We start from the raw sequence: 16,214 nt of genomic DNA on the forward strand, positions 1-16,214 counted from the left end.
CGAACGGGAGCAGCCTTTCTGCCGCTTATTTTTTTCGCGTGCCGTGTGGCCGGAAATCAGGAGAACGTAGATGGACTTGAATGCTGAAGTGGACAACCTGGTCAAGGCGTCCCAAGCCTGGATTCCGATGATTATGGAATACGGCAGCCGGGTGCTGCTGGCGATCATCACCCTGGCCATCGGCTGGTGGTTGATCAACAAAGTGACGCAGAAACTGGGCGGCCTGATCGCGCTGCGTAACGCTGACCTTGCGCTGCAAGGGTTCATCAGCAGCCTGGCGAACATTATTCTGAAGATTTTGCTGATCGTCAGCGTGGCGTCGATGATCGGTGTCGAAACCACCTCCTTCGTTGCCGCAATCGGTGCGGCCGGTCTGGCCATCGGTCTGGCGTTGCAGGGCAGCCTGGCGAACTTCGCCGGTGGCGTGCTGATTCTGTTGTTCCGTCCGTTCCGTATCGGTGACTGGATCGAAGCTCAAGGTGTTGCCGGTACGGTCGACAGCATTCAGATTTTCCACACCGTACTGCGCACTGGCGATAACAAGACCATCATCGTCCCGAACGGCAATTTGTCGAACGGCATTATCACCAACACCAACCGTCAACCCACCCGCAAGGTTGTGTTTGATGTGGGCGTGGATTACGAAGCGGACCTGCAGAAGGCCCGTGAAGTATTGCTGGATCTGGCCAAGGATGAACGCATTTTGGCTGAACCGGCTCCGCAGGCCGTCATTTCTACCCTGGGCGACAGTTCGATCACTGTTTCCCTGCGAGTGTGGGTGAAGACGGCGGATTATTGGGATGTGATGTTCATGTTTAACGAACAGTCCCGTGACCGGTTGAAAACGGCCGGCATCGATATCCCGTTTCCACAGCGGATGATTCGAGTGGTTCAGGAATCTGCGGTGCAGTAAGCAACAAGCAGGCAACAAAAAGGCCCATCCGAAGATGGGCCTTTTTTATTTGTTACCGCAAACTAACTGGATGCGATTACAAAATCGACAGTGGGTAGTCGACGATCACACGGAACTCTTTCACGTCGCCTTCACCTTCGTCGGCGTTAGCAAAGTGCCAAGCTTGACGGAAGCGAATGGACAGATCTTTTGCCGGGCCAGACTGAACAACGTACTTGGCTTCGAAGTTGGTTTCGTTGTGTTTGCCGTCTTTTCCGTACAGCGGGTCGCCGTCGTTGTTACGGTATTTGCTGTTGGCAGCCAGACCGGTGCCATCGATGTCCCAACCCTTAACGTAACGGGTCATGAAGCTCAGACCAGGAACGCCGTACTCAGCCATTTTCAGATCGTAGCGAATCTGGGCAGACTTCTCGTTAGGAGCGTTGAAGTCGGAGTACTGGATGGAGTTGGCGAGGAAGATCGAGTCGCCACCGCGGTTGTTCTTGCCGATACCGACGTAGTCGAACGGGGTATCGCCATTAACCTTTTGGAAGGCCAGGGTGATGGTGTGTGCTTTCAGGAACGAGAGAGCAGTTGCCAGCGAGAATGCGGTGTTGCTGATGTCACCGACTTTCGAATCACCGGTATCGGTGGTGCGATAGATGTTGAAGTCAGTGTTCAGCGACGTGTCACCACCAAATGGAGTGGTGAGGTTCACGTTGGCGTAGTACTGGTTCCAGATGTCTTCCAGCTGGGCACCGTACAGCGACACGCTCAGGTTGTCGTTGATGCCGTACTTGCCACCGATGTAGTCGATGCTGTCGGCTTGCACGCCGGCGTAGTTTGCAAACAGGTCGCCGTCACGGGCGTTTTTGTCCTGGCTGGAACCCGAGTAGAAGTGACCGCCTTCGAGGTCAAGGTCTTTGACTTCGCTGCTCTGCAGTTGGATACCGCTGGCAACTTGAGGAAGGATACGGGAACCACCAACAGCAAACACTGGAGCAGTGCTTGGCGACATGTCGCCGAGTTTCAGCTCGGTTTTGGAGACGCGGAATTTAATGGCCGCGCCGGCTTTACCCTGGCTGTCGTTGACTTCGTGGGCATAACCGTTGGCCTTGACGGCGTTGCTACGGCTCATGTTGCCCGAACCGGAAGTGCCATCGCCGCCATCCAGTTTGATGGCCAGGTAACCGAATGCATCAACGCCAACACCAACGGTACCCGCGGTGTAACCGGAGTTGAAGGTGCCCCAGATACCTTGGGTCCAGTCTTTGACGTCGTGGCCGCCGTCTTTGTTGTCACGGTTGAAGTAGTAGTTGCGAACCAGCAAGTTCAACTTGGCGTCTTCAACAAAACCTTTGGCTTCAGACTGGTCGCTTACAAAAGGTGCGGCCGTAGCCATTTGGGTACTGGCTGCTGCTGCAACTGCCAGTGCGATCATGCTCCACTTCATCACGCGCATCGTGATTTGCTCCTTTGGTTTTAGAAGAGTACTGCCGTCCCACCTGATTTATTATCTGGGCGGCTCTTTCTTTTTGTGTCGGCGCAAACTTATATCACGCCGACCATATTGGCGATACTTGCGTACCTAACCTTTCAGCTTCTTTACGACCCTGTCGCAAACGGCTTGGTAGATGTCGCAAATTTACAGCCCCAATGCAATAGGAATGACAACTTCAGCGCTGTTTTCCGGGGGCTTGAGCATCGGTAAAAAGAGTCCTTGGTGAAGCGTTTGAATCTCCATCGGGCAACCCTGCCACTGTTTTTATTGCCTTGAAGGCTTCCACTTCCAGTGGTTGCCTTGCAGGCGATGTGAGTGTGAATGCAACAAGCGTGCACAAATCAGCAATTTGCTGTTTTTTTTTCTGAACGCCTGCGTGTTACCGTAAAAACCTCATAAAACCGGGGGTTACAAGCACCTTTTAATGGGGCTTGACGCCACGGTTTGCATCGTGTTGCGCCCTCTTGGCCGACTGCGTGACAACCAAAAATGTTACCGGTTCACCCCGTCAGTGGGTAATTGGCGGATACCCGACGCACTCAGCGTAGACGCACTGTGCGGTTTTGGTGCAAAAAATTTTAATCGCTGTACTGAATTCATACAGCATGACTGTTGGGTGAATGCGAACAGGTCGTTGTCTGTCAGTCATTTCAGCGTTTTTTGCATGATGATCGGTTCTGTAATGGTGCGCCCTTGCGAAAAATGTCTCATGTCGGGGCGAGCATTCTGCAGGTCGCTCGAATTTCGATGGGCCTTCGACCGTGGTTCGTCGTGAAGGCGGTGGTGTTCACAGGTATGCTGCCGTCCTGTCGCTTGGTGCGTCGCCCTGCGTGGAGGGGCGCTAAGCTGAAAATGATGACCAGAGGGGAGTGCGCGCAGTGTTCGCTTTAGATCCACGACTTCAACAAGACACGTTACCGATCGGGGATTTCCCGCTCAGCCGGTTGCTGTTGTCCAATGATTCGAACTACCCGTGGTTCATCCTGGTACCTCGTCGCGACGATATCAGCGAGATATTTCAGTTGGATGTCGCTGATCAGCTGCAGCTCTGGAAGGAAACGACCGAGCTGGCGGAAATGCTCAAGGACTCGTTCGACGCGGACAAATTGAACGTCGCGGCCCTGGGTAACGTCGTCAGTCAGTTACACATGCATGTGATTGTGCGCAAACGTGAGGATGCCGCCTGGCCGGCTCCGGTCTGGGGCAAGCACCCGGCGAAGCCTTACAGTGCAGAGCAGATCGCGGTGATTCGCGAGCGGCTGCGTCTGGTGTTGACCGATGATTTTACGTTTCTGGAGGGTTGAGCCATGAGCCTGGAAGAACGCGTTACCGATCTGGAGAGCCAACTGGCCTTTCAGGATGACACCATCCAGGCATTGAGCGATGTGCTGGCGACGCAGCAGCGTGCCGTTGAGCGTCTGCAACTGCAAATGGCGGCCTTGCTCAAGCGTCAGGAGGAAATGGCCGGCCAGTTCGAAACGTTCGAAGAAGAAGCGCCACCGCCGCATTACTGAACATGCAGGCATAAAAAAACCGCGATCAGCCAGGCTGTTCGCGGTTTTTTTTAGCCTTGAATCAGCGTCGCGGGAGAGCAGCGATCACGTCTTCGGCTTGCAGGCCTTTGTCACGATTCATGACGGAGAACTCCACGCGCTGGCCTTCGACCAGGACGCGATGACCTTCGCCACGAATGGCCCGGAAATGCACGAAAATATCATCGCCGGAATCACGGGAAATAAACCCGAAGCCTTTGGAAGTGTTGAACCACTTCACGGTGCCGGTATCGCGGTTGGTCATGTCATAGCTTGGCGAAGCGGTGGCCGGTGAAGATTTGTAGAAGCTGATGGCCAGATGAAGAAGCACGGCGATCAGGGCCGCCACCAGGCTGAACAGTACGGCAGGTTGACCGGCGATGACAGGCATCGGCGCGAGCAGCGTCAGGGTTTGCAATACGACAGTCAGAACCAGCAGGGCGCTGACCAGGTTTTGCAGTTGATGACGCGGGCCTTTGTTCCAGTAAGGGATTACAGGTGCGAGGGTGAGGTTGAGCAGGCCGAAAAAGGCCAGGTAAAGCGCATCGGGTTGTTGCAGGTAAGGAACAGCTTCGGATCGCAGGCTAGGGATGAAGGACAGCAGCAGGGCTGCTGCGCCCATTAGCAGGTGGACGATTTTCAACATTTTGATTAACTCACGTTAAGACGGATCACAAGGAAGAGCTGATGGAGCACGGTTCGCTTCAGAACAATAAGAGGCGTTGGGCACGTACTCGTTATCAGCCTATGCGCAACGCCCGGAAAAATAGGGCCTCGCGACACACTGTCTATTTAACAGCAAAGCTTGCGGCTACTCAAATCAGGGAGTCCAGCGGTGCATCGGGGGCGATTTGTCGCAGGGACTGGGGGCAATCCCGCCTGCGGTGTGGCGACAGGCTTGCTAGAGTGGTCCTGCACCTGTCGGATGAATTTGATCACCTTTAGGGGAAAAGCATGGCAATCGATATCGGTATCAGTGAAGAGGATCGCAAGTCCATCGTCGACGGACTTTCACGTCTGCTGTCGGACACTTATGTACTTTATTTGAAAACCCATAATTTCCACTGGAATGTCACCGGTCCCATGTTTCGGACCCTGCACCTGATGTTCGAGGAGCAATATAACGAGTTGGCCCTGGCGGTCGATTCGATTGCCGAGCGCATTCGCGCGCTGGGCTTTCCTGCTCCGGGTGCCTATTCCATTTATGCGCGCCTTTCTTCTATTAAGGAGGAGCCGGGCGTGCCCAGCGCAGAAAACATGATCAAGCAACTGGTCGAAGGGCAGGAGGCCGTCACGCGTACCGCGCGGGGGATCTTTCCCCTGCTCGACAAAGTCAGCGACGAGCCCACGGCGGATCTGCTGACCCAGCGCATGCAGGTTCACGAGAAAACCGCATGGATGTTGCGCGCCTTGCTGGATGAGTAACGCGCTCAGTGCGCGGATGGAGCCTTGCAGGCTTTGTCCGCGCGCTGTCGTTTCGGCCTCTCTTCGTTGAATGATTTTGCGCCGATGTGTGTAGGAGATTGTCCGGACTAGGACGGTCTCCATGATCCGCCTTCAGTTGTTGGCTTATCCTACGTGGATGGTCAAAAAGTCATCTGGATATAACTTTGCGCCTGCGCTTTTATAAGAATCACAGCATGACTCTTATAAGAACCAGGTATGGCAAAGGAGTGTCAACGGTATGGTTTATGAAGACAGGCGAAGCGAGGGGAGGAACGGTTCATTCAAGGATGTAAGGATCGATCCGTTTGTCAGTGAGTTCGATATGGGCCTGGCCCAGCCATTATCCCGATCCGTACGCTTGAATGGCTTTGCCACCTGCTTGCGGCTTGAGCAGGTGTATTGGGATATCTTGGGGGAAATGGCCAGGATCAATTGCTGCTCGGTCAGTGCGTTGTTGTCTCACGTGGATCGAGAAGTGCATTTGCGCCACGGCGGGGTGAAGAATTTCAGCGGGCTGGTGCGGGTTGTCTGCGTTGTGCACAGCCTGAAGGAGGGGAGTTGCGTCGTCATGGCCTAGCCGTGATGGCGGAATGCATCGTGTGTCAGTCTGTGCAGTCTTACGGCTGCACAGGCTGCATTTAATGGATATAATCCCGCTCTTTGCCGCAAAACCCAGCGTGCGCGGTAGCAATCTGATCGCCGAGACAACCCCCATGCCGATGTACGACTATCAATGTGCTTCCTGTGGTCATCAGTTGGAAGCCATTCAAAAGATCAGCGCAGCACCGCTGGTCGACTGCCCTGCCTGCCAGGCGCCAGAGCTTAAGAAGATGCTGTCCATGCCGGGCTTCCGCCTTAGCGGCACCGGCTGGTACGAAACCGATTTCAAGACCGGTTCCAAGAAGAACCTGGCCGGCGGCGATAAAGCCGACTAGGGTCTGGAACCTGAGTTGAACGACACGTGCGAGCTCTTGCGCCAACCCGTGTGCAAGGCCTCTAACCGAATTTCGAATTACGAGAAGTGAAACCACTACCATGATGCGCAGCCATTATTGCGGCCAACTGAACGAAAGCCTGGAAGGCCAGGAAATTACCCTTTGCGGATGGGTTCACCGTCGCCGTGACCACGGTGGGGTGATTTTCCTCGATATCCGTGATCGTGACGGTCTGGCCCAGGTGGTGTTCGACCCGGACCGCGCTGAGTCCTTCGCCGCCGCCGACCGCGTGCGCAGCGAATATGTCGTGAAGATCACCGGCAAGGTTCGTCTGCGTCCGGCCGGTGCCACCAACGCCAACATGGCGTCGGGCATGATCGAAGTGCTGGGCTACGAGCTGGAAGTACTGAACGAATCGGAAACCCCGCCGTTCCCGCTCAACGAATTCTCCGACGTCGGTGAAGAAACCCGCCTGCGCTATCGCTTCCTCGACCTGCGTCGCCCGGAAATGCTCGAGAAGCTGCGTCTGCGTTCGCGCATGACCACCAGCATCCGTCGTTACCTCGACGAAAACGGCTTCCTCGATGTCGAGACACCGATCCTGACCCGTGCCACCCCTGAAGGCGCACGTGACTACCTGGTGCCGAGCCGTACTCACGCCGGCTCGTTCTTTGCGTTGCCGCAATCGCCACAGCTGTTCAAGCAGCTGCTGATGGTGGCCGGCTTCGACCGTTACTACCAGATCGCCAAGTGCTTCCGCGACGAAGACCTGCGTGCCGACCGTCAGCCTGAATTCACCCAGATCGACATCGAAACCAGCTTCCTCGATGAAAAAGACATCATGGGCCTCACCGAAGGCATGATCCGCCAGCTGTTCAAGGAAGTGCTGGATCTGGAATTCGGTGAATTCCCGCACATGACCTTCGAAGAGGCCATGCGTCGTTACGGTTCCGACAAGCCGGACCTGCGTAACCCGCTGGAGCTGGTGGACGTTGCCGATCAGCTGAAAGAAGTCGACTTCAAGGTCTTCAGTGGCCCGGCCAACGATCCGAAATGCCGTATCGCCGCCCTGCGCGTTCCTGGCGCGGCGAGCATGCCGCGCAAGCAGATCGACGACTACACCAAGTTCGTCAGCATCTACGGTGCCAAAGGCCTGGCGTACATCAAGGTCAACGAGCGCGCCAAAGGCGTTGAAGGCCTGCAGTCGCCAATCGTCAAGAACATCCCTGAAGCCAACCTCAACGTGATCCTCGATCGCGTTGGCGCAGTTGATGGCGACATCGTGTTCTTCGGTGCCGACAAAGCCAAGATCGTCAGCGAAGCCCTGGGTGCGCTGCGGATCAAGGTCGGCAACGACCTGGACCTGCTGACCTGCAAGTGGGCGCCAATGTGGGTCGTCGACTTCCCGATGTTCGAAGAAAACGACGACGGCAGCTTCACTGCCTTGCACCACCCGTTCACCGCGCCGAAATGCACCCCGGAAGAGCTGGAAGCCAACCCGGCGACCGCTCTGTCCCGTGCCTACGACATGGTTTTGAACGGTACCGAGCTGGGTGGCGGTTCGATCCGTATCCATCGCAAGGAAATGCAACAGACGGTATTCCGCCTGCTGGGTATCAATGAAGCGGAACAGGAAGAGAAATTCGGCTTCCTGCTCGACGCCCTGAAATACGGCGCGCCGCCGCACGGTGGTCTGGCCTTCGGTCTGGACCGTCTGGTGATGCTGATGACCGGTGCCCAGTCGATCCGTGAAGTGATTGCCTTCCCGAAAACCCAGAGCGCGGCTGACGTCATGACTCAGGCTCCGGGTGCTGTAGATGCCAAGGCATTGCGCGAACTGCACATTCGTCTGCGCGAAACGCCAAAGGCTGAGTAAGGCTGACCCTGAAGGCGCATCCTCATGGGATGCGCCTTTTCTTTAGGTCGAGATTTTTTGTTTGCTGGCCGGCACTCCGTGTGCGGCGGGCAATGTTTCAAAGAGAATTCGGAGCGAGTTATGGCGGGTCATTCCAAGTGGGCGAACATCAAGCACCGCAAAGAACGTCAGGATGCCAAGAAGGGCAAGATTTTCACCAAGTGGATTCGTGAACTGACCGTTGCTGCCCGTCAGGGCGGCGGTGATCCGGGCTCGAACCCGCGTCTGCGACTGGCCCTGGACAAGGCGCTGGGCGCGAACATGAGCCGAGACATCATCGATCGCGCGGTGGCTCGCGGTGCCGGTGCTGCCGATACCGACGACATGGTCGAGCTGAGCTACGAAGGTTACGGCCCGGGTGGCGTGGCGGTAATGGTCGAGTGCATGACCGACAACCGCAATCGCACTGCAGCGGCTGTTCGCCACGCATTCAGCAAGTGCGGTGGCAACCTGGGGACGGACGGTTCGGTGGCTTATCTGTTCGAGCGCAAAGGGCAGATTTCCTTCGCGCCGGGCGTGGATGAAGACGCCTTGATCGAAGCGGCCATGGAGGCGGACGCCGATGACGTGGTCACTAACGAAGATGGCTCCATTGACGTGTTCACCTCGTTCGCCGGTTTCTACTCCGTGCGTAATGCGCTGGAAGCCGCCGGTTTCAAAGGTGATGATGCGGAAATCGTCATGCTGCCGACCACCAGCGCCGAACTGGACCTGGAAGGTGCCGAGAAAGTCCTCAAGCTGATCGACATGCTCGAAGACCTGGATGACGTGCAGAACGTCTATTCCAACGCGGATATCCCGGAGTCGGTGGCCGCACAGCTCGGTTAAGGGCTCACACCATCATGTAGGAGCCGGCTTGCCGGCGATGAGGCCCTCAAGTCTTGCGCTGCCTTAAGGCCGTCATCGCCAGCAAGTCGGCTCCTACAGATCGGGTCGCTTTCCCGTAATGTGTCATCAGCAGGCCCCACCCTCTTAAGCCGCAGGCGTTATGACTTTAATTCTTGGTATCGACCCCGGTTCGCGCATCACCGGTTATGGCGTGGTACGCGATACCGGGCGTGGCTGCGTGTACGTGGCGTCGGGCTGTATTCGTACCGGTTCCGGCGAGTTGCCTGAGCGTTTGCAAATTGTCTATCGCGGCGTGCGTGAAGTCATCCAGACCTACGGGCCGGTGACCATGGGCATCGAAAAGGTGTTCATGGCGCGCAACGCCGACTCCGCGTTGAAACTCGGTCAGGCCCGAGGCGCGGCAATCGTTGCCGGTGCGGAAGAAAACCTGGAAATCGCCGAATACACGGCCACCCAGGTCAAGCAGGCAGTGACCGGGACCGGCGCGGCGAATAAAGAGCAGGTGCAAATGATGGTGATGCACATGTTGAAACTCACCAGTAAACCGCAAATCGACGCCTCGGACGCCCTGGCCATTGCCATTTGCCATGCTCACACCCGTTCCAGCCTGTTGCCTCATGGTCTGGGCACGGCACGCAGTCGTGGCGGGCGCCTGCGTCTCTGATAGCATCAGCAGTCATTTTTACGGAATGAGGGTTTTGTGCCTGTGTTGTCGGCGCAACACCCTTGTCCTGTCAGTCGCCAGCCACCGAACTGGCCAACGCTCAAGGATCTGAAACGTGATTGGACGCTTGCGCGGCACACTGGCTGAGAAACAGCCGCCGCACCTGATTCTGGATGTAAACGGTCTGGGGTATGAGCTTGAAGTGCCCATGACCACGCTGTATCGCTTGCCGTCGGTCGGTGAACCGCTGACGTTGCACACCCATTTGGTCGTACGCGAAGACGCGCAGTTACTCTATGGTTTCGCCAGCAAGCGTGAGCGAGACTTTTTTCGCGAGTTGATCCGTCTCAATGGTGTAGGGCCGAAATTGGCCCTGGCGTTGATGTCGAGCCTGGAAGTCGATGAGCTGGTACGTTGCGTGCAGTCTCAGGACACCTCGGCCCTGACCAAGGTGCCGGGCGTGGGCAAGAAGACCGCCGAGCGTTTGCTGGTGGAACTCAAGGACCGCTTCAAGGCGTGGGAAACCGTGCCGGCGATGTTCGCCCTGGTGCCAAACCAGCCAGGCGGGCCGGATATTGCGCCGGTCGCTACTGCGGAAAATGACGCCGTCAGCGCGCTGATTTCCCTGGGCTACAAGCCGCAGGAAGCCAGCAAGGCGATTTCCGCGATCAAGGAGAAAGGTTTGAGCAGTGAAGACATGATTCGCCGTGCCCTGAAGGGAATGATCTAAGTGATTGAAGCTGATCGTCTGATAGCCGCCACGCCCGGCCCGCGCGACCGCGAGGAAGTCCAGGATCGGGCGATTCGTCCTGTCAGTCTGGCCGAATACATTGGCCAGCCGACCGTTCGCGAGCAAATGGAGTTGTTCATCCAGGCTGCCCGTGGGCGTAACGAATCCCTGGACCACACGCTGATCTTTGGTCCGCCGGGTCTGGGTAAAACCACTCTGGCCAATATAATCGCCCAGGAAATGGGTGTGTCGATCAAAAGCACCTCGGGCCCGGTCCTTGAGCGTCCGGGTGACCTGGCTGCGCTGCTGACCAACCTCGAGCCGCACGACGTGCTGTTTATCGACGAGATCCATCGGTTGTCGCCGATTGTCGAAGAAGTGCTGTACCCGGCCATGGAAGATTTCCAGCTCGACATCATGATCGGCGAGGGCCCGGCTGCCCGTTCGATCAAGCTGGATCTGCCGCCGTTCACGCTGGTGGGGGCGACGACACGCGCCGGCATGCTGACCAACCCGCTGCGTGACCGCTTCGGCATCGTCCAGCGTCTCGAGTTCTACAGCACGGCTGATCTGGCGACGATTGTCAGCCGTTCGGCGAACATTCTTGGCTTGCCGCTGGACCCGGAAGGCGCTTTCGAAATCGCCCGCCGTGCTCGTGGCACCCCGCGGATCGCCAACCGACTGTTGCGCCGGGTGCGTGATTTCGCCGAAGTTCGCGCCAAGGGCCACATCACCAAGCCGATTGCCGATCTCGCCTTGAATCTGCTGGATGTCGACGAACGTGGCTTCGATCACCAGGACCGGCGTCTGCTGCTGACCATGATCGAGAAGTTCGACGGTGGCCCGGTGGGCGTCGACAGTCTGGCCGCCGCGATCAGCGAAGAACGTCACACCATTGAAGACGTGCTGGAACCGTATCTGATCCAGCAGGGCTATATCATGCGCACGCCGCGGGGGCGGGTGGTCACCCGGCATGCGTACCTGCACTTTGGTTTAAACATTCCGTCACGATTGGGCGAGATGCCCGTGGTAGACGAGTTTCTTGATGCAGTGGACGATTAATTAACCTTTGCGCGCTGATTTTTCGGGCATTGTGCTGTCCCAGGACCGTACTTTCGCGAGAAAGCCGCAGATCAATGAAAAACAGTTGCCTGGCCGGATTGGCAACCTGAGGAGTAAGCACTAGAGTATGCGCGCGCAAAACGGGCTTGAGCCTTTCGCACATCGTTGTCGCGTTTATTACGAGGACACCGATGCGGGCGGCATCGTGTATTACGTTAATTACCTCAAGTTTATGGAACGGGCTCGAACCGAGCGGCTCCGGGAGCTGGGCTTTGCCCAATCCCAGCTGGCAGGGGAGGACCTGTTGTTTGTCGTGCATTCCAGCGAAGCGCGTTACCACGCGCCGGCGCGACTGGACGACGAGCTACTGGTAAGCGCTGAAGTAATCGAATTGAACCGTGTCAGCCTGCGCTTTAAACAGCAGGTCAGGCGAGCCACGGATAATGCGCTGCTCTGTGAAGGGCAGTTTTTGGTGGCCTGTGTGCGCACTGAAAGTTTAAAACCCCGGGCCATTCCCGAAGCTCTACGTGCGGCCTTTGCCGACGTGAGCGGCGCGGGTACACACTCAAAGCAGGAGATAAAGCGTGGAAGCTAACGTCGTCGACCATTCCTCCATGTGGAGCCTGGTCAGCAATGCCAGTATCGTGGTGCAACTGGTAATGCTGATCCTGGTAGCCGCATCGGTGACCTCATGGATCATGATCTTTCAGCGCAGCAACTTGCTGCGCGCCGGTCGACGCGCCCTGGAGAGCTTCGAGGAGCGCTTCTGGTCGGGTATCGACCTGTCCAAACTGTACCGTCAGGCCGGCAGCAACCCGGACCCGGATTCGGGCGTCGAGCAGATCTTCCGTGCCGGCTTCAAGGAATTCTCCCGTCTGCGTCAGCAGCCAGGCGTTGACCCGGAAGCGGTCATGGAAGGTGTGGCCCGCGCCATGCGCGTCGCCATCTCCCGCGAAGAAGAAAAGCTCGAGCAGAGCCTGCCGTTCCTCGCCACTGTCGGCTCCGTCAGCCCTTACATCGGTCTGTTCGGTACGGTCTGGGGCATCATGAACTCCTTCCGTGGCCTGGCAACTGCCCAGCAAGCGACGCTGGCCACTGTGGCTCCAGGTATCGCCGAGGCACTGATTGCAACTGCAATCGGCCTGTTCGCCGCCATCCCTGCCGTTATCGCTTACAACCGTTTTGCCGCTCGCAGCGAAACGCTGATCGGCCGTTACTACACCTTCGCCGATGAATTCCAGGCGATCCTGCACCGCAAAGTGCACACCAGCGAAGAATAAGCAGGTAATTTCCAATGGCTTTAATCGCTCGAGCTCGCAAAAAGCGCAAGCCGGTTGCCGAGATGAACGTAGTGCCTTACATCGACGTGATGCTGGTACTGCTGGTCATCTTCATGGTGACCGCGCCGATGCTCAATCAGGGCGTGAAAGTTGATCTGCCCAAGGTTTCCAGCGAAGCCTTGCCGCAGGACAACAACACCCAGGTCCTGACCATTTCGATCAAGGCTGACAAGACCTACTACTGGAACCTTGGCAGCGAAGTCGACACTGAAAAGCAGCAGGACAGGGCAATGACCTTGCCTCAGATGACTGATGCGGTGACCAAGATCATTCGCGCCGGGACTGAAGGCGGCAAACGTACCCAGGTGTTCATCCGCGGCGACAAAACCGTCGATTACGGTTCCGTCATGGGTGCCATGGGCGGATTGCAGAAGGCCGGGGTCGGTAATGTTGGCTTGATTACCGAGGCACCCTGATGCAGCAAATGCGAGAGCCATCCGCCTCGGAAAGCTACTTCTGGCCTAGTGTCCTGGCGATTGTCTTGCACGTGCTGGTTTTTGGCATGCTGTTCGTCAGTTTTGCCTTCACACCGGAGCTGCCGCCGGCCAAGCCGATTGTCCAGGCGACCCTGTACCAACTGAAGTCCAGAAGCCCGGCGACTACCCAGACCAATCAGAAGATTGCAGGTGAGGCGAAGAAATCCGCCGCGCGCCAGACCGAAGTCGAACAGATGGAACAGAAAAAGATCGAGCAGGAAGCGATCAAAGCCGCGGAACAAAAGAAGGAAGATGCGGCTCAAAAAGCCGAGGAATCCAAGAAGGCCGACGAGACGAAGAAAGCGGACGAGGCAAAAAAGGCTGATGAAGCCAAGAAAGCCGATGAAGCGAAGAAGACCGCCGAAGCCAAAAAGGCCGAAGAGAAACAATTGGCTGATATAGCCAAGAAGAAGTCTGAAGAAGAAGCCAAGAAAGCAGCTGAAGAAGAGGCCAAGAAAGCGGCCGCTGAAGAAGCGAAGAAAAAGATCGTCGAAGACGCGAAGAAGAAAGCCGCGGAAGACGCCAAGAAGAAATCTGAAGCTGAAGAGGCGAAAAAGAAAGTCGCCGAAGACGCGAAGAAGAAAGCTGCCGCCGATGCTGCGAAGAAAAAATCGCAGGAAGCGTCGCGTAAATCCGTCGAAGACAAAAAGGCTCAGGCCCTTGCAGATTTGCTTTCCGACACGACTGAGCGTGAGGCAACCGTAGCCGACGAGCAGGGCGATAGCGTCGCCGGTAGCATCGACGACTTGATTCGGATCCGCGCTTCAGAAGGCTGGGCTCGTCCTCCATCGGCACGCAAAGGCATGTCGGTCGTGGTGCAAATCGGCATGTTGCCTGACGGTACAATCACGTCGGCCAGCGTGCTTAAGTCCAGCGGCGACGGTCCGTTCGATGCTTCGGCGGTCGCGGCGGTCAAGAACATTGGACGATTGATTGAAGTACAGAAAATGAAACCGGCTGAATTTGCGCCCTATCGGTCATTCAAAGTGACATTCACACCTGAGGATCTAGCCTTGTGAGAAACCTTCTTCGAGGAATGCTTGTCGTGATCTGCTGCCTGGCAGGGATCGCGACGGCAGATGAAAAAAACATTCTGGTCACCAGCGGCAGCGATCGGGCTACTCCGATCGCCGTCGTACCGTTTGGCAACCAGGGCGGCAGCGTGTTGCCGGACGACATGGCCGAAATCATCGGTAACGACCTGCGCAACTCGGGTTACTACTCGCCGATTCCAAAGCAGAACATGATCAGCCAGCCGAGCCAGGCCAGCGAAATCATCTACCGTGACTTCAAGGCGCTCGGCGCCCAGTACGTTATGGTCGGCAGCATTGCTCCGGCGGGCGGTCGCCTGCAGGTTCAATACGCTCTGTTCAACGTCGCCACCGAACAGCAAGTGCTGACCGGCAGCGTGTCGGGCAGCGTTGATCAACTGCGTGACATGTCGCACTACATCGCGGACCAGTCGTTCGAAAAACTCACCGGTATCAAAGGTGCGTTCTCGACACGTCTGTTGTACGTGACTGCAGAGCGTTTCTCCGAGAAGAACACGCGCTACACACTGCAACGTTCTGACTATGACGGTGCCCGCGCCGTGACCCTGCTGCAATCGCGCGAGCCGATCCTGTCGCCGCGTTTCGCACCGGATGGCAAGCGCATCGCTTATGTGTCGTTCGAGCAGAAGCGTCCGCGCATCTTCATGCAGAACATCGACACCGGTCGCCGTGAGCAGATCACCAACTTCGAAGGCCTGAATGGCGCGCCAGCCTGGTCGCCGGATGGCAATCGCCTGGCGTTGGTTCTGTCGAAAGACGGTAACCCGGATATCTATGTGATGAACCTGGGTTCGCGTCAGCTGACCCGTGTCACCAACGGTCCTGGCATCAACACCGAACCGTTCTGGGGCAAGGATGGTAATACCCTTTACTTCACCTCCGACCGTGGCGGCAAGCCACAAATCTACAAAACCAGCGCCAGTGGCGGCGGTGCGGAGCGTGTGACTTTCATCGGCAACTACAACGCCAACCCGAAGCTTTCGGCTGATGAAAAGACCCTGGTGATGATTCACCGCCAGGATGGCTTCACTAATTTCAAGGTGGCGGCCCAGGATTTGCAGCGCGGAAGCGTAAAAATCCTCACTGATAGCACTCTGGACGAGTCGCCTACTGTTGCGCCCAACGGCACCATGGTAATCTACGCCACCCGCCAGCAGGGCCGGGGAGTCTTGATGCTCGTGTCCATTAATGGACGCGTAAGGCTCCCGCTTCCTACCGCACAAGGCGAAGTCAGAGAACCTTCCTGGTCCCCTTTCCTGAACTGACGCGGCGCTACACGTTGTACTTAACACACTGGGGTTCATTAGGAGTTTCACGATGGAAATGCTGAAGTTTGGTAAATTTGCTGCGCTGGCTCTGGCCATGGCTGTAGCTGTAGGTTGCTCGTCCAAAGGCGGCGACAACGCCGGTGAAGGCGCTGTTGATCCAAACGCTGGTTACGGCGCTAACACTGGTGCCGTTGATGGCTCCCTGAGCGAAGAAGCTGCTCTGCGCGCAATCACCACCTTCTACTTCGAATACGATAGCTCGGACCTGAAGCCAGAAGCCATGCGCGCTCTGGACGTTCACGCCAAAGACCTGAAAGCAAACGGCGCTCGCGTTGTTCTGGAAGGCAACACCGACGAACGTGGTACTCGTGAGTACAACCTGGCACTGGGCGAGCGTCGTGCGAAAGCCGTTCAACGCTACCTGGTACTGCAAGGTGTTTCCCCAGCTCAGCTGGAACTGGTTTCCTACGGCGAAGAGCGTCCAGTTGCTACCGGCAACGACGAGCAGTCCTGGGCTCAAAACCGTCGCGTCGAACTGCGTAAGTAATTCGT

General features: G+C 56.9%; 19 protein-coding genes. 17 read left to right on the forward strand and 2 right to left on the reverse strand.

The window, feature by feature from the left end:
• Nucleotides 1-70: 70 nt before the first annotated feature.
• Nucleotides 71-913 (forward strand): mechanosensitive ion channel family protein, encoded by an 843-nt coding sequence (locus ACYZUC_RS26655; protein ID WP_461991459.1) that lies wholly within the window; start codon nt 71-73, stop codon nt 911-913.
• Nucleotides 914-989: 76 nt separating this feature from the next.
• Here the strand turns inward: ACYZUC_RS26655 and ACYZUC_RS26660 are convergent, their stop codons facing one another.
• Nucleotides 990-2,354, reverse strand: coding sequence for an OprD family porin (locus ACYZUC_RS26660; RefSeq protein WP_461991461.1), 1,365 nt, complete (start codon nt 2,352-2,354; stop codon nt 990-992).
• 917 nt (nt 2,355-3,271) lie between these two features.
• Here ACYZUC_RS26660 and ACYZUC_RS26665 point away from each other — a divergent pair.
• Together ACYZUC_RS26665 and ACYZUC_RS26670 are read left to right on the forward strand one after the other, a co-directional pair.
• Complete coding sequence (locus ACYZUC_RS26665; RefSeq protein ID WP_461991463.1) at nt 3,272-3,697, forward strand: HIT domain-containing protein; 426 nt, start codon at nt 3,272-3,274, stop codon at nt 3,695-3,697.
• Nucleotides 3,698-3,700: 3 nt separating this feature from the next.
• The gene (locus ACYZUC_RS26670) at nt 3,701-3,907 is read left to right on the forward strand and encodes a SlyX family protein (protein ID WP_008029236.1); all 207 of its coding nucleotides are present in this window, start codon (nt 3,701-3,703) and stop codon (nt 3,905-3,907) included.
• 61 nt (nt 3,908-3,968) lie between these two features.
• On the opposite strand, the gene ACYZUC_RS26675 is transcribed toward ACYZUC_RS26670, so the two are convergent.
• Nucleotides 3,969-4,571, reverse strand: coding sequence for a cold-shock protein (locus ACYZUC_RS26675; RefSeq protein WP_008029235.1), 603 nt, complete (start codon nt 4,569-4,571; stop codon nt 3,969-3,971).
• A 308-nt stretch (nt 4,572-4,879) separates the two neighbouring features.
• Here ACYZUC_RS26675 and ACYZUC_RS26680 point away from each other — a divergent pair, with 308 nt between their 5' ends.
• The 14 genes from ACYZUC_RS26680 to pal all read left to right on the forward strand — a co-directional run bounded on the left by ACYZUC_RS26680 (nt 4,880) and on the right by pal (nt 16,209).
• Nucleotides 4,880-5,350 (forward strand): Dps family protein, encoded by a 471-nt coding sequence (locus ACYZUC_RS26680; protein ID WP_461991465.1) that lies wholly within the window; start codon nt 4,880-4,882, stop codon nt 5,348-5,350.
• A gap of 259 nt (nt 5,351-5,609) precedes the next feature.
• A complete protein-coding gene (locus ACYZUC_RS26685) occupies nt 5,610-5,948 on the forward strand; it encodes a ribbon-helix-helix domain-containing protein (protein ID WP_008029232.1) in 339 nt (112 codons plus the stop codon).
• Between the two features lie 136 nt (nt 5,949-6,084).
• On the forward strand, nt 6,085-6,306 hold the full coding sequence (locus tag ACYZUC_RS26690) for an FmdB family zinc ribbon protein (protein WP_010457489.1): 222 nt from the start codon (nt 6,085-6,087) through the stop codon (nt 6,304-6,306).
• A gap of 100 nt (nt 6,307-6,406) precedes the next feature.
• Nucleotides 6,407-8,182 carry an aspartate--tRNA ligase gene (aspS, locus tag ACYZUC_RS26695; RefSeq protein WP_461991467.1) on the forward strand — a complete coding sequence of 592 codons (1,776 nt, stop codon included), beginning with the start codon at nt 6,407-6,409 and terminating at the stop codon, nt 8,180-8,182.
• Nucleotides 8,183-8,302: 120 nt separating this feature from the next.
• The gene (locus ACYZUC_RS26700) at nt 8,303-9,049 is read left to right on the forward strand and encodes a YebC/PmpR family DNA-binding transcriptional regulator (protein WP_461991469.1); all 747 of its coding nucleotides are present in this window, start codon (nt 8,303-8,305) and stop codon (nt 9,047-9,049) included.
• 160 nt (nt 9,050-9,209) lie between these two features.
• The gene (ruvC, locus tag ACYZUC_RS26705; RefSeq protein ID WP_461991470.1) at nt 9,210-9,734 is read left to right on the forward strand and encodes a crossover junction endodeoxyribonuclease RuvC; all 525 of its coding nucleotides are present in this window, start codon (nt 9,210-9,212) and stop codon (nt 9,732-9,734) included.
• Nucleotides 9,735-9,849: 115 nt separating this feature from the next.
• Nucleotides 9,850-10,464 (forward strand): Holliday junction branch migration protein RuvA, encoded by a 615-nt coding sequence (gene ruvA, locus ACYZUC_RS26710; RefSeq protein ID WP_008027783.1) that lies wholly within the window; start codon nt 9,850-9,852, stop codon nt 10,462-10,464.
• Complete coding sequence (ruvB, locus tag ACYZUC_RS26715; RefSeq protein ID WP_008027785.1) at nt 10,465-11,526, forward strand: Holliday junction branch migration DNA helicase RuvB; 1,062 nt, start codon at nt 10,465-10,467, stop codon at nt 11,524-11,526.
• 127 nt (nt 11,527-11,653) lie between these two features.
• Nucleotides 11,654-12,121: a tol-pal system-associated acyl-CoA thioesterase gene (gene ybgC, locus ACYZUC_RS26720; RefSeq protein ID WP_008027788.1), complete on the forward strand. Its 468-nt coding sequence runs from the start codon at nt 11,654-11,656 to the stop codon at nt 12,119-12,121.
• A complete protein-coding gene (tolQ, locus tag ACYZUC_RS26725) occupies nt 12,111-12,806 on the forward strand; it encodes a protein TolQ (protein ID WP_008027789.1) in 696 nt (231 codons plus the stop codon). Before ybgC ends, tolQ begins: the two co-directional genes overlap by 11 nt.
• Nucleotides 12,807-12,829: 23 nt before the next feature.
• The gene (gene tolR, locus ACYZUC_RS26730) at nt 12,830-13,282 is read left to right on the forward strand and encodes a protein TolR (protein WP_161806672.1); all 453 of its coding nucleotides are present in this window, start codon (nt 12,830-12,832) and stop codon (nt 13,280-13,282) included.
• Nucleotides 13,282-14,361 carry a cell envelope integrity protein TolA gene (gene tolA, locus ACYZUC_RS26735; protein ID WP_461991473.1) on the forward strand — a complete coding sequence of 360 codons (1,080 nt, stop codon included), beginning with the start codon at nt 13,282-13,284 and terminating at the stop codon, nt 14,359-14,361. The genes tolR and tolA overlap by 1 nt, the downstream gene beginning before the upstream one ends.
• Complete coding sequence (gene tolB, locus ACYZUC_RS26740) at nt 14,358-15,659, forward strand: Tol-Pal system beta propeller repeat protein TolB (RefSeq protein WP_412548220.1); 1,302 nt, start codon at nt 14,358-14,360, stop codon at nt 15,657-15,659. The genes tolA and tolB overlap by 4 nt, the downstream gene beginning before the upstream one ends.
• A 52-nt stretch (nt 15,660-15,711) precedes the next feature.
• On the forward strand, nt 15,712-16,209 hold the full coding sequence (gene pal, locus ACYZUC_RS26745; RefSeq protein ID WP_008027793.1) for a peptidoglycan-associated lipoprotein Pal: 498 nt from the start codon (nt 15,712-15,714) through the stop codon (nt 16,207-16,209).
• The last annotated feature ends 5 nt before the right edge of the window (nt 16,210-16,214 follow it).

It is taken from the genome of Pseudomonas sp. GT1P32, assembly GCF_054897805.1.